Origin of the sequence: Ureibacillus thermophilus (genome assembly GCF_004331915.1) — a bacterium.
GTDB classification, from domain to species: Bacteria; Bacillota; Bacilli; order Bacillales_A; family Planococcaceae; genus Ureibacillus; species Ureibacillus thermophilus.
In genome coordinates this window covers 1,384,515-1,398,845 of record NZ_CP036528.1, presented here as the reverse complement: position 1 = coordinate 1,398,845, position 14,331 = coordinate 1,384,515, and the positions used below count along the sequence as shown (strand labels likewise).

The 14,331-nt window shown below is 40.9% G+C and carries 12 protein-coding genes; all 12 read right to left on the bottom strand.

Translation table 11 applies throughout. The features are described from left to right. Positions 1-20: 20 nt before the first annotated feature. Positions 21-299 carry a 30S ribosomal protein S16 gene (gene rpsP / locus DKZ56_RS06890; protein WP_208651993.1) on the bottom strand — a complete coding sequence of 93 codons (279 nt, stop codon included), beginning with the start codon at positions 297-299 and terminating at the stop codon, positions 21-23. Between the two features lie 92 nt (positions 300-391). Beyond that, positions 392-1,753, bottom strand: a complete 1,362-nt coding sequence (ffh, locus tag DKZ56_RS06885) for a signal recognition particle protein (protein ID WP_208651992.1) — start codon at positions 1,751-1,753, stop codon at positions 392-394. A gap of 12 nt (positions 1,754-1,765) precedes the next feature. After that, positions 1,766-2,098 carry a putative DNA-binding protein gene (locus tag DKZ56_RS06880; RefSeq protein WP_208651991.1) on the bottom strand — a complete coding sequence of 111 codons (333 nt, stop codon included), beginning with the start codon at positions 2,096-2,098 and terminating at the stop codon, positions 1,766-1,768. Positions 2,099-2,662: 564 nt separating this feature from the next. Continuing rightward, positions 2,663-3,865 carry a signal recognition particle-docking protein FtsY gene (gene ftsY, locus DKZ56_RS06875; RefSeq protein WP_208651990.1) on the bottom strand — a complete coding sequence of 401 codons (1,203 nt, stop codon included), beginning with the start codon at positions 3,863-3,865 and terminating at the stop codon, positions 2,663-2,665. Continuing rightward, on the bottom strand, positions 3,862-7,440 hold the full coding sequence (gene smc, locus DKZ56_RS06870; RefSeq protein ID WP_208651989.1) for a chromosome segregation protein SMC: 3,579 nt from the start codon (positions 7,438-7,440) through the stop codon (positions 3,862-3,864). Before smc ends, ftsY begins: the two co-directional genes overlap by 4 nt. A 1-nt stretch (position 7,441) precedes the next feature. Further along, a complete protein-coding gene (gene rnc, locus DKZ56_RS06865; protein WP_208651988.1) occupies positions 7,442-8,203 on the bottom strand; it encodes a ribonuclease III in 762 nt (253 codons plus the stop codon). Positions 8,204-8,452: 249 nt separating this feature from the next. Further along, on the bottom strand, positions 8,453-8,689 hold the full coding sequence (locus tag DKZ56_RS06860) for an acyl carrier protein (protein WP_208651987.1): 237 nt from the start codon (positions 8,687-8,689) through the stop codon (positions 8,453-8,455). 92 nt (positions 8,690-8,781) lie between these two features. Further along, entirely contained in the window at positions 8,782-9,528 is a 747-nt protein-coding gene (gene fabG, locus DKZ56_RS06855) for a 3-oxoacyl-[acyl-carrier-protein] reductase (RefSeq protein WP_208651986.1), read from the bottom strand. A 4-nt stretch (positions 9,529-9,532) separates the two neighbouring features. Further along, positions 9,533-10,471: an ACP S-malonyltransferase gene (gene fabD / locus DKZ56_RS06850; RefSeq protein WP_208651985.1), complete on the bottom strand. Its 939-nt coding sequence runs from the start codon at positions 10,469-10,471 to the stop codon at positions 9,533-9,535. A 12-nt stretch (positions 10,472-10,483) separates the two neighbouring features. Then, positions 10,484-11,482: a phosphate acyltransferase PlsX gene (plsX, locus tag DKZ56_RS06845; RefSeq protein WP_208651984.1), complete on the bottom strand. Its 999-nt coding sequence runs from the start codon at positions 11,480-11,482 to the stop codon at positions 10,484-10,486. Beyond that, on the bottom strand, positions 11,466-12,059 hold the full coding sequence (gene fapR, locus DKZ56_RS06840; RefSeq protein ID WP_425471042.1) for a transcription factor FapR: 594 nt from the start codon (positions 12,057-12,059) through the stop codon (positions 11,466-11,468). The genes plsX and fapR overlap by 17 nt, the downstream gene beginning before the upstream one ends. Before the next feature lie 108 nt (positions 12,060-12,167). After that, on the bottom strand, positions 12,168-14,207 hold the full coding sequence (recG, locus tag DKZ56_RS06835) for an ATP-dependent DNA helicase RecG (protein WP_245989643.1): 2,040 nt from the start codon (positions 14,205-14,207) through the stop codon (positions 12,168-12,170). Between the last annotated feature and the right edge of the window lie 124 nt (positions 14,208-14,331).

Below are 14,331 nucleotides of genomic sequence, written 5' to 3'. Positions count from 1 at the left end.
GACACCTCCAAAAATGTGAATTAAGCGTTTTTATTGAATTTTAAATTGTGGAATTTTTCCATAATGCCTTGTTGTGAGAACAAGTTGCGAACTGTATCAGATGGTTTTGCACCATTTGCCAACCATTTAAGAGCTTTCTCTTCATCAATGTTTACAGTTGCTGGTACAGTTAATGGATTGTAGTAGCCTACTGTTTCAATTGAACGTCCATCGCGTGGAGAACGAGAATCAGCAACTACAATACGATAGAAAGGAGATTTTTTTGCTCCCATACGTTTTAAACGAATTTTTACTGCCATGTTAATTTAGCACCTCCGAATTAGTTTTACACAAGATAGAATAATAACAGTGTTTTAATTGTTTGTAAAGTGTTTTTTCTTAACAGTATAAATTAAAATTTAAAAAATGAATCGATGCCTGGAATTTTCATTTTCTTCTTGCCTTTGCCTTGTGTCATGCCTGCCATTTGCTTCATCATTTTTTTCATATCTTCAAATTGCTTGAGCAGTCGATTGACGTCTTGAATGGATGTTCCAGAACCTTTGGCAATCCGTTTTTTTCGGCTCGCATTGATGATTTCCGGATGCTCCCTTTCTTCTTTCGTCATGGAATAAATAATCGCCTCAAGACGGTCGATTTGCTTTTCATCAATTTGAATATTATTTAAACCTTTGATTTTGCTAAACCCCGGAATCATTTTAAGCAAATCTTCTAACGGTCCCATTTTTCGAACGGCTTTCAGCTGTTCAATAAAATCATCAAAAGTAAAGGTTTGCGTTTTAAATTTTTCTTCAAGCTCTTTCGCTTTTTCTAAATCGACATTGGCCTGGGCTTTTTCAATTAAAGAAAGGACATCCCCCATTCCTAAAATTCGGGAAGCCATGCGCTCTGGGTGGAATGGTTCTAGGGCATCCATTTTCTCGCCCATACCGACGAATTTGATCGGCTTTTCAGTAACGGCACGAATGGAAAGTGCTGCACCACCGCGAGTATCGCCGTCCAACTTTGTTAAGATAACGCCGGTAATGCCGAGTGCATCATTGAAGCTTTGGGCCACATTCACTGCATCTTGACCAGTCATTGCATCCACAACTAAGAATATTTCATCGGGCTCTTTCAGGGCACGAATATTTTTTAATTCGTCCATCAATTGTTCATCGATATGTAATCGACCAGCTGTATCGATAATGACCACGTCAAAATGTTCTTTCTTTGCATGTTCAATAGCTTCTTCGGCAATTTTCACAGGAGAAACATCCGCACCAAGGGAAAACACTGGAATGGAGAGCTGTTTCCCTAATGTTTCCAATTGTTGGATGGCCGCTGGACGATAAACGTCAGCAGCAACAAGGAGCGGTTTTCGATTGTATTTTTTTCTTAGCAGATTTGCCAATTTTCCCGTCGTCGTTGTTTTACCTGCCCCTTGCAGGCCGACCATCATAATCACCGTTGGAGGCTTTGGATTAAATTTAATTTGACTATGCTCACCACCCATCAACTCTGTCAATTCATCTTTTACGATTTTAATAATTTGTTGACCAGGTGTTAAACTTTTCATAACCTCGGAGCCGATCGCCCGCTCACTTACTCGTTTGACAAAGTCTTTAACAACTTTCAAGTTGACATCGGCTTCAATTAAAGCAAGACGCACTTCTCTCATCATTTGTTTAACGTCTGCTTCCGTTACTTTTCCTTTGCCTTTGATTTTCTGGATTGTGCTCTGGAGTCGTTCTGATAATCCTTCAAATGCCAAACTTTTCGCCTCCTAATCCGTTTCTTTTAATTGATCGATTAATTGTAATTGTTCTTCAATAGGCGCTTGTTCTTTAATAGCGGAGACTAGTTTTTCAATGGTTTCTTGACGCTTTTGGAACTTTTCGAATAATTTCAGTTTTTCTTCATATTCTTCAAGCATTGCCTCTGTACGGCGGATATTATCATATACAGCTTGTCGGGAAACTTTATAGCTTTCAGCAATTTCGCCCAATGAAAGGTCGTCTAGATAATAAAGCTCCATATAGGCGCGCTGTTTATCCGTCAACAAGGCTTGATAAAAGTCGAAGAGAAAATTCATCCGCGTCGTTTTTTCCAGTAACATCGAATGTCTCTCCAATCATAGTTTTTCTACTGTATCATATCGATTTTGAATAGGTGTGTCAAGTAAAATTCCTTTAATAAAAATGTTCATCCGAAAATTTATCAGCGGAATTTGATACATTGTTATTTCTTAAAACGAAAGATGCTGGAACATAACCAAAAGCAGCTGAAAGGGTTTTTGTAAAAAATTGATTGGAGTGACGGGGCGAGTGCTGTGTTTTGGCGAATTCATGAGCATCGGTTATATCGGTTTTATGTCGACGCATCTTCGCCATTTGTCAGTTCGCTTCAAGGGGATAATATGCATAACCGTAATCTTTTAAAAATGCTTCCATCGGTTTTGAATAAACACCTGTTGCTTCAAATACAATGTCTGGTGCTTGGTCATCAAGTGATGTAATATCTACTATTCGCTTATGTTGTTCAAAATCTCTTCGTGTATGATTGATTTCACCTTCTAAAAATCCCTGAGGCTGGTCGACTTTTCTTCACTTCTACTATAAAAAAAATAGCAGCACAAACCTTGGCCTTGGTTTGTACTACTAATCTAAGTATGTTTTACTTATTATTCCTCTTTACTCAATTCTTTATCTAATGAATCAGCAAATAGGCCGTAAACGTAGCGTTCTGGATCAAATGGCTGCAAGTCGTCGATTTTTTCGCCAAGCCCTACGAATTTCACCGGAATATTGAGTTTGTTTCGAATGGCTAACACAATGCCTCCTTTTGCTGTACCGTCTAGTTTTGTTAATACAATCCCTGTCACGTTGGTAGCTTCTTTAAAAGTTTGCGCCTGGATGAGGGCATTTTGGCCTGTCGTTGCATCAAGTGCAAGCAATACTTCATGCGGCGCATTCGGAATTTCGCGGGATATCACACGATGAATTTTTTCCAGCTCTTTCATTAAGTTCACTTTATTTTGCAAGCGTCCTGCTGTATCGCAAATCAGCACGTCTACACCACGCTTTTTCGCAGCGTTAATGGCATCATAAATCACCGCAGCCGGGTCGGAGCCTTCTGATTGTTTAATAACCTCGCAGCCTACCCGTTCGCCCCAGATTTGAAGCTGTTCAATGGCGCCGGCACGGAACGTATCACCGGCAGCAAGCATCACCTTTTTCCCTTGGTTTTTCAAACGGTGGGCAAGTTTTCCGATAGTTGTCGTTTTTCCTACGCCGTTTACTCCGACAAATAAAATGACTGTCAATTCGCCTTCCGGTTGCAAATTCAATTCGGAAATACCTTCTTCGCCTTTTTCGTAGATTTCCACTAATTTTTCGCAAATGATTTCATAAATGCCTTCTGTATCATTCATATTTTTTCGCTGCACTTCAAAGCGGAGTTCATCCATCAACTCCATGACAGTTTCAAATCCCACATCGGCTTGCAGCAATATCTCTTCCAACTCTTCAAAGAACTCCTCATCCACTTTTCGATAGCGGGCAATTAAATCGTTCACTTTGGAAGTGAATGTATCGCGAGTTTTGGCAAGACCCATTTTAAATTTTTGCGTAATGGACCAAGCGGATGGTTTCTTTTCTTTTTCTGCTTGTTCTTCTTCAACAGCTTTCGTTTCTTCCTCTACAGTTTCTTCAACCTGTTCTGCTTGTGCTAATGGATGTTCTTGTTCAGGTTCAGCTGCTACATCAGCAATCGGTTGTTCAACCTCTTCCTTTTCTTCCGTTGTTTCTTCAATCGTTTCCTGTTGAATTTGTTCTTCTGATGTTTTACCCGTTAATTTTTCCTTTAATCGTTTAAAAAAGCTCATGTTTCTTCGCTCCTTTGTCCTACAAGTACTACTTCATCTTCCAATTTCACTGAAACAAGTTTCGACACGCCCGATTCCTGCATTGTAATGCCATACAATACATCGGCTCCTTCCATCGTCCCTTTTCGATGGGTGATGACAATAAATTGCGTATGTCGGCTTAATTTCTTTAAATATCGGCTATATCGTTCGACATTTGCTTCATCCAGCGCCGCTTCCACTTCGTCCAAAATGGCAAATGGCACAGGGCGGGCATTTAAAATGGCAAATAATAGAGCAATCGCCGTTAATGCCCGTTCGCCGCCAGAAAGCAAGTTTAGATTTTGCAGCTTTTTCCCTGGAGGTTGAGCGACAATTTCAATGCCTGTTTCTAATAAATTTTCAGGCTCCAATAAGATTAAATCTGCATGGCCGCCGCCAAACAGTTCACGGAACACTTCCCGGAATTGCTGCTGGATGTTCTCAAAGGTCTCCTTAAATCGAGTAGCCATTTCTTCGTCCATTTCTTTAATCGTTTCATTTAAGGTTTTTTGGGCTTCAATTAAATCATTGCGCTGTTCTGTTAAAAAGGTATGCCGCTCTAATACCCGTTCATATTCTTCAATTGCCGTTAAATTGACAGGTCCCAGTTCTTCAATGGAAAGTTTCAATAACTTCACTTTTTTGCGGATGCGTTCCACATCTTCCAATTCAATCGCTTCATCTTTCGCTTCTTCAAAATCAATTTCGTACTGTTCATCCAATAAATTGTTTAGCCTGTTAATTTCAAATTCGATTCGGCTTTTCTTAACATCCATCGAACGCAATTGTTCCAAAAAGCCTTTATGGATTCTCTGCATTTCTTTTAATTGTTCATCTAATTGAGAGAGCTGCTGTTGATAATCTTCACGCAGCTTGCGGTTTTCTTTAATCGTGGTCGAATATTGGGCGCGCTTTTCTGCACATTCGGCAATCGCTTGTTCAATTTCTTCTTCCGTCATCTCGTTTTCCCGCTCGTTTTGAATCCAGTTCATTTCTTGGGAAATAGTGTCGATTTGCTGAAGAAGTTTTGAACGTTTTAATGCGATTTCCGCCGTTTGAATTTGCAGTTGATTTAACTGTTCTTCTAAAACCGCAAGTTCTGAACGTTTTTTCGCTGATTCTTCGCGAAGCAAATCTTTTTTCGTTTCGCTCTGAACTTTTGCTTTCGACAGTTTCTCCACTGTTTCGTTTACTTTCTGCAACTCAAGATTTAATTGATGAAGCCGTTCTTCCATTTGCTCTTTTTGTTTTAACAAGGCTTCCCTTCTAGTAGAAGCTGTATTTTTTTCAGAGGAAGCAAGGCTTACAGTGTTCTTTAAGTTTTTCTCTTCCAATTCTAACTCAACATATTTGGAATGCAACTCTATTTCTTCTTGACGGAATTGTTCACTTTGCTGCTTCAATGTTTCCGCTTGTTGCTGCAGATGAGTGAATGCTTCTTTTTCCTTTCTTAGCACTTTTTCAGCCTGTGAAATAGATTGTTCCATTTGAACGAGTTGAACTTTTAATTGCTCCAATTCCGCCTTTCTAGTAAACAAAGAGTTTTGTTGTTTCATAGAGCCGCCTGTAAGCGATCCGCCTGCATTGACGACATCTCCATCCAAAGTTACGACTCTGTATTTATAATCGCATAATTTTGCGATTTGGCTTGCTCCCTCAAGATGCTCGGCAACAAGAACATTCCCGAGCAAGTATTCCACAATATTGCGGTTTTGTTCATCAAATTCTACTAATTCATGGGCAAGACGTACAAAGGCAGGATGATTCAACGCTTGTCCAATTTGAGAAGGAGATAGTTTCCGAGATTTCATGACGTTTTTTGGCAGGAAGGTAGCGCGGCCGGCTTTTTTTGCTTTCAGCCAGCCGATCGCCTTTTGGGCATCCTGCTCCGTTTTTGTCACGATATGCTGTGTTGCTGCACCTAAAGCAATTTCAATGGCTTTGGAATATTTTCCATCCACCTTTAAAAGTTCTGCAACGGCCCCTTCAATTCCTATCAATTCTCCCCGTTCCCTTGCAAGCAAGATTTCCTTGACTCCATAAGAAAATCCGGAAAAGTCCGCTTCTAACTCTTCAAGGGCATCTTTTCGGGATTTCAATTGTTGTTGATGTTGATATGCTTTATAGAGCATCTGCTGTTTTTCTTCATAGGAAGAAGAAGCTGCTTTTAATTGGCGTTGCAGTTTTTCATATTGCTCTAATATTTCACTTAATTTCTTTTTGATGCTATCCAGCTTCTCTGCCATTTCGTTTTTTAGACGAGAAACTTCATTTAATTTTCTCAACATTTCTTCAGAACGGTCATTGATGCGCTCTTCCGTTTCTTCGTATTGCGCTAATTGTTGTTCAATATGTTTAAGCTCGTTTTTCGCCGTTGCTTCTTCATTTAATAAATCGATGTAAAGATTTTTCTGTTCTTCAATTTGTTGTTCAAGCTGAGAGATAGATGTGTTGAGGGACAAGTCAAGCTGCTTGATTTCTGCTTTTAATTGCTGAATCGCATATTTTTTCTGAGCAAATAATTGTTTATTTTGTTCTTCTTGATTTGCCAGTTCTTGTTCCTCTTCCTGCGCCTGTTTTAATGAAAGTTCCAATTGTTGAAATTGCTTTTCCGCATTGGATCGTTTTTCTTGCATGAGGGCTTTGCGTCCTTCCCAACGCTCCACCTCGGCGCTTACTTCAACTAACCGTTCCTGCATGGCATCGATGGACGAATCAATGTGTTGGATTTTCGTTCTCAACTCATCAACTGTCGCCTGCAGGTCAGCAATTTCCGATGATTTCTGCAATTCTTGCTGCTCCAGCTGTTCATGCTCTATGTTGACCGTGGACAACTCTTCATAATATTGCTTTAAGTCATGAACGATGAGAGAAATGTCTAATTCCCTCAATTCTTCCGTCATGCGCAGATAGTCTTTGGCCACGGAGCTTTGGATTTTTAGCGGCTCCAGACGGCTATCCAATTCATGCAGTATGTCCAATACTCGATGCAAATTATCATCGGTTTCCAGTAATTTTTTCTCCGCCTTTTTCTTGCGCAGCTTATATTTTAATATTCCAGCCGCTTCTTCAAATATGACCCGACGATCGTCCGGTTTGCTATTTAATATTTCATCAACGCGACCTTGGGAAATGATGGAAAACGCTTCTTTTCCCAATCCGGAATCCATAAATAAATCAGTAATGTCCTTTAAACGACATTGCTGATTATTTAGTAAATATTCACTTTCCCCTGAACGGTACACTCTTCTTGTGACACTGATTTCAGAATACGGAATGTCTACTTTTGCATCTTCATTGTCTAAAATCAGCGTTACTTCCGCAAAGTTCAACGGTTTTCGGGAGGCGCTTCCTGCAAAAATGACATCTTCCATTTTAGAACCGCGCAAACTTTTTGCCGACTGCTCGCCTAAAACCCACCGAATCGCGTCCGTCACATTACTTTTACCGCTTCCATTTGGGCCGACAACGGCAGTGACTCCCGGTACAAAATCGATGCCGATGCGGTCTGCAAATGATTTAAAGCCAACTACTTCTAATCGTTTAAGGAACATGCTATTCCTCCTTGTGTAGGGACTGATTTAAAGCGACCATCGCATTTTGCGCAGCTTGTTGTTCCGCTTCTTTTTTTGATTTGCCGCGGCCAATGCCAAGTTCCTGGTCGTTTAATAACACCCGGGAAACGAATGTCCGATTGTGCGCCGGTCCTCTTTCATCGATAATTTCATAATGCAATACACCGGTATTGGATTGCTGCACCAATTCTTGAAGTTGGCTTTTGAAATCCATCACATGCGAAAAAGCACCGACTTCGACTTTCGGGAACACAACCCTTTCTAAAAATTGAAAGACTTTTTCCATTCCTTGGTCTAGGTAAAGGGCGCCGATATATGATTCAAATACATCGGCAAGAAGAGCTGGCCGTTCTCTTCCTCCTGTCAGTTCTTCCCCTTTTCCAAGCAGTACATATTTTCCAAAATTTAATTCATTGGCGAAAATGACGAGGGAAGGTTCACAAACAATGGCTGCCCGAAGCTTCGTCAATTCGCCTTCGCTCATATGCGGATAACGGTCAAAAAGATATTTTGAAATGGAGAGTTCCAGTACGGCGTCTCCTAAAAATTCAAGACGTTCATTATCCGTAAAATGCTTTTTCCGATGCTCATTCACATAGGATGAATGGGTGAAAGCTTGGTACAATAAATTTTTATTTTTAAAAGAGATATTTAATTGCTCTTCAAGCTCTTCAAATTGTTGTTTTACTTGGTCAGGATATACTCCATTTTTTTGGTGGTTACCTTTTTTTCTGTTTGTCATGAATAATCTGCCTTCCTATCTGTTTAGTCGTTATAATATTCGAAGCCGTAAAGATATGAGGACAAAAGATTTATCCACATATCTTCACATCGAATAAAAGATTCACTTGAAAAAGGTTTTATTCCTTCCAAATGCATTATTTTTATTATAACCCAAATGTCTTAGGGATTTAGAATTTTTAAAAGAAACTAAAAGCAATGAAAAGAGGCACCCATCTGCCACAAACGTGCGGGATGTGCCTCTTTACAATTAGTTTAATTTACTTTCAATATACTTAACTGCATCTCCAACAGTAACGATTTTTTCTGCATCTTCATCAGAGATTTCCATATCGAATTCATCTTCTAATTCCATTACTAATTCAACAACGTCTAATGAATCAGCACCTAAATCTTCACGGAAAGATGCTTGTTCTGTTACTTCGCTTTCGTCAACGCCAAGGCGGTCAACGATTACTTTTGTTACACGTTCTAATACTGTGCTCATTTAGGTCACCTCCCTTCAATAGTATACATAAAAGTGATTTCACTTCAAAGAGTGATTCTATTGTCAAACCAGTATAATGGAATCATTGGGAATTACATCGCAATGCCGCCATCTACATGAAGGACTTGACCAGTAATATATTCAGCATCATCAGAGGCTAAAAACACAACCGCTTTTGCCACATGCTCTGGCTTGCCGAATTTAGATAGCGGAATTTGGGATAGCATCGTGTTTTTCACTTCTTCTGGCAGCGCATCGGTCATTTCCGTTGTAATAAATCCCGGCGCAACCGCATTCACTAAAATATTTCTTGATGCTAATTCTCTCGCAGTCGTTTTCGTAAACCCAATAACCCCTGCTTTTGCAGCTGTGTAATTGGCTTGTCCTGCATTGCCTGTCACGCCGACAACCGAAGCAATATTGATGATGCGGCCGGAACGTTGTTTCATCATTTGGCGAGTAACCGCTTTTGTGCAAAGAAACACGCCTTTTAAATTGGTTTGAATGACGTCATCCCATTCATCTTCCTTCATGCGCATCAACAAATTATCTCGGGTAATGCCAGCATTATTTACAAGAATGTCGATGGAGCCAAACTCATCCAATGTTGTTTTCATTAAGTTTTGTACGGAATCATTATCCGCAACATTTGCTTGAACAGCAATGGCTTTTTTACCCATTTTTAAAATTTCTTCCACTACTTCTTCTGCTTTTTCTTTGCTGCCGCTGTAATTGACAACAACATTGGCTCCTTCTTTCGCGAGTTCAAGGGCAATGGCACGTCCGATTCCCCTGGAAGCTCCTGTCACCACTGCCGTTTTCCCTTCTAATTTTCCCATTTTTTCACCCCTTTAATTCCTTCACAACTTCCTCGAAAGTTGCTTCATCGTATACGCAATATGTTTTAGCTGAACGGTCGATTTTGCGCACAAGTCCTGATAGCACTTTTCCTGGGCCACATTCGATAAATGTCGTCACGCCCAATTCCAGCATTTTGCGGACATCTCTTTCCCATTGCACTGGGCTATAAACTTGCTCCACCATTTCCTTTTTGATGGATTCCACATCTTCCAAAATTTCCGCCTGAACATTGCTGATCACCGGTATTTTTGGCTGGGAGATGGCCACTTGTTCAATTTCCTTTTCTAATTGAACAGCGGCGGGCTTCATCAACTCGCAATGGAAAGGACCGCTTACATCAAGAGGAATAGCTCTTTTTGCCCCTCTTTCCTTCGCAAGTTGAGATGCCTTTTCCACACCTGCCTTTGTTCCGGAAATCACGATTTGGCCAGGACAATTTAAATTGGCGAGTTGAACTAAATCTCCGCCTTGGGTAATTTCAGCGCAGACTTCTTTTAATGGCTCTTCTTCCATTCCTAGAATGGCTGCCATGGCGCCTTGTCCTGCTGGCACCGCTTCATTCATATAAAGGCCTCGTTTATGAACGATTTTTACCGCATCTTCGAAAGAAAGAGATTCTGCAATCACAAAGGAACCATATTCCCCTAATGAATGTCCTGCTGTATAATCCGGCGTAATTCCGGCTTTCATTAATTTGGATGCAATCATCACGCCGGTTGTAAGAAGCGCCGGTTGGGCATGATAAGTCAACGTTAATTCCTCTTGAGGCCCTTCCAACATATAGTTAGATAGTTTAAAATTCAATGCCTCATCTGCACGATCATAAAATGCTTTGCAAGCTTCATCGTTTGCTACTAGTTCCGCCCCCATGCCTACTTTTTGGGAGCCTTGTCCCGGAAATATAAACGCTATTTTTGACATTTGCCGTCTCCTTTACTCATGATCTTTCTGGCTTTCTAAAATGGCCTTTTTCATTACATTGACTATGTCTGACTCAACCATTGAAGCAGCTTGGCGAATTGTATTATAAATGGCTCTTGAGTCGGATGAACCGTGGGCTTTGACAACGGGTGCCTGCAAACCGAAAAGCAATGCGCCTCCGTGCTCAGAATAGTCCAATTTATTTTTTAATGATTTTAATTCATTTTTCACAAGCAGTGCGCCGATTTTTCCTTTTGTAGAGGTCATAAACACTTCTTTCATCATTTTCATTAAAGCACCTGCTGTTCCTTCAATGGACTTTAACACCATATTTCCAGTAAAGCCATCTGTTACAACCACATCCGCAACACCGTCTAGTAAATCGCGGGCTTCCACATTGCCGATAAAATTCAAATCCGCCTGCTGCAGTATTTCATACACTGCTTTTGTCAGTTCATTTCCTTTATGTTCTTCCGTTCCGATATTCAACAAACCGACCCGTGGATTCTCAATGCCTCGCACATTTTTGGCATAAATATTACCCATAATGGCATATTGAACAAGATTTTCTGGTTTTGCTTCCGCATTGGCGCCTAAATCTAGCATAAGAAATCCTTTGCCGTCAATTGTCGGAAGCGTTGTAGCAAGGGCAGGTCTCAACACCCCTTCAATGCGGCCTACTTTAAATAATCCGCCCGACATATAGGCGCCTGTGTTGCCCGCAGAAATACAAGCATCTGCTTTTCCTTCTGAAACGGCTTCCAACATGCGGGTCATGGATGAATCTTTTTTCCGGCGGATGGAGCGTACCGGTTCATCATCCCCTGTAATGACTTCTTCACAATGAATGATTTCTAATCGTTCACTTTGTATAATATATTTCTCTAACTCTTCTTTTTTGCCATAAAGTTGAATTTCGATGTTCGAAAAATCCTTTAATGCTTCATTGACACCTTCTATAATGGCTTTGGGAGCATGATCTCCTCCCATGCCATCAATTGCGATTTTCATTTTTTTCACCTACACCTTTCGTGCGATACATTTCAAATTCACCTTTAAACACAATTTCATTATTGACTGTAGAAATGACATCCACATACGTCCGATTTTTTTCTTTATTTGTTTCGCGGACAATGGCTTTTGTCACAACGCGGTCTCCTGCACGAACAGATTTTATAAATACCACATTGGCCCGAACCGTTAACGCAAGTTCGTCATCGATTACAGCGACGCAAAGGGAGTTGGCTTGGGCAAATAGATGGTGCCCGCGGGCGATGCCATTTCGTTGAAAAACATGTTCTTCTTTCACATCAAAAATGGATATAGCCCGTTTATCTAATTCGATATCAATGATTTCGCCAATAACTTCATCTATCGGCAATGATTTTACTTCATTTTCAAGATTTCTTTCAGCGACATCTTTAATTCGTTCTCTTAGTTCCGGAATCGAAAGTTCCATCCGATCGAGGCGAATCGTTTGAACGCTCACACCAAATTTTGCAGCTAGTTGTTCATCCGTGACGAATGGATTTTCCTCAATCGTTTCTAAAAGTAACTGTTGCCGCTCTTTCTTTGATTTTCTTTTCAACATTCGCCACCTACTTCTTACTCCTAATCGATTTAGCACTTGGTACTAACACCAGTATACATTTCCATAAAAAAGAACGCAACAGCGAATTGTTACGTTCTCCCAAACTTAATCTATTCTTTCTCCACTTAATGCGCCTGATTCTTCCAACATTTTACGCAAATACTTGTACTCTTCATCCCGCCAAAATTTTTCGTCATAAACAAGTTTGGCCGCATCATCCCGCGCCACTTCCAACACGCGGTAATCATGGACTAAATCTGCAAGTTTAAACTCAGGTAATCCGCTTTGCCGTTTTCCGAAGAAATCCCCCGGACCCCGAAGTTCCAAATCCTTTTCAGCCAACCGGAAGCCGTCTGCAAGTTCCGTCATGCTTTTCATCCGTTCGATTCCTTCTTCCGATTTCGGATTGGCCAAAAGCACGCAATAAGATTGATAGTCACCACGTCCAACGCGCCCCCGCAGCTGATGGAGCTGGGCAAGGCCAAACCGGTCTGCATCATAAATTAACATGAAGCTGGCATTTGGTACGTTCACGCCCACTTCTACAACCGTTGTAGAAACAAGCACATGAATTTTTCCATCCTTAAATGCCCGCATCACTTGATCTTTTTCCTCAGAAGGAAGGCGCCCATGCATGAGACCTACTTCAAATCGGCCTTGAAACATCCCTCTTAGCTGTTCATACACTTCCACCGCATTTTGCACATCGATTTTCTCCGATTCCTCAATTAAAGGGCAAATAACATATGCTTGACGGCCTTTTTTCAGCTCTGTTTCCATCTTCGCTAGACAAGCATGGAACTGTTCCTTTTTCAGCCAATGGGTTTCAATTTGTTTGCGTCCTGCCGGCAATTCATCAATGACGGACACATCCATTTCACCAAAAGTTGTGATGGCTAATGTTCTTGGAATCGGTGTTGCCGTCATAAAGAGCACATCCGGATGCATTCCTTTATCCCGCAATATTCTGCGCTGTTCCACCCCAAAACGGTGCTGTTCATCAGTAATGACAAAGCCTAATTGATGGAACACAACATCCGGCTGAATGAGGGCGTGAGTGCCGATAATCACTTGAATTTCTCCCTTTTCCAACCGCTCTAAAATTTGTTTTCGTTCTTTTGTCTTTGTAGAGCCGGTAAGCAGCGCAATGTTCACCCCTGCCGGTTGGAAAAGGCTTTCAAGGGATGCAAAATGCTGCTCCGCTAAAATTTCCGTCGGCGCCATTAAAGCCCCTTGGTATCCCGCCGTCACACAAGCATAAAGGGCAATGGCAGCAACAATCGTTTTTCCAGAGCCCACATCCCCTTGCAGAAGGCGATTCATGCGATAGGGGGATTTTAAATCTCGGCAAATTTCATTGACGACCCGTTTTTGGGCATTCGTCAATTCAAAAGGAATTTGACCGATAAATTCTTTCAATTTTTTTAAGTCATATTGAATGGCTATGCCTTTTTCATTTTCTTTCCTTGTTTTCCGCAATGCTTGGATGCGCAGTTGGAACATTAATAATTCTTCATATACAAAGCGCCTTCTAGCCTGTTTTAAATGGTTTGCATCTTTTGGAAAATGAATGCCTTCAAGGGCTTCGTCAATCGATAATAATTTATATCGTTCCCTTATTTCCCTTGGGAGATTTTCTGGAAGCTCTCCTTTGGCCAGATCAAGGGCTTGCCGCATAAATTTGCGAAAACGGTTCTGATGCAAATTGCCCTTTAGCCGATACACCGGTTCAAAATCTTGGGATTGCTCTTTTGGTCCAAATTTGACGCTTGAAGCAGTAATCGTTTGTCGTGCCCGATTCCATTTTCCAGAAACGGTAATGATTGTCCCTGGCGTTAACCGTTCCTTCAAATAATGCTGATTAAAGAAAACGACTTTTACAATATGTCGGCCAGTAAGCACACTCACTTGAAGTCTTGATTTGTTTTTGCCCATAAAAAAGACAACGGGCACACTCTCCACTCTTGCTTCGATGGTGACTTGTTCATTATGGGGCGTTTCCACTATATCTTTTAATCTGAAATCTTCATAACGAAATGGGAAATACATGAGCAAATCCTGCACGTGATGAATGCCCAGCTCTTTCAATGTTTCCGCTGTTTCTGCTCCCACACCTTTAATATTTGTAACGGGTTCAAATTCAATTTGTCCCAAAGCCTTTTCACGCTCCAATGATGATTGCAGCAAATCTTTACTAGATTTGTATGAATTCAGTGTACCATGAACTGGCATTTTGTATCAAAACAATGAGCTAAAATAAAAAAACGTC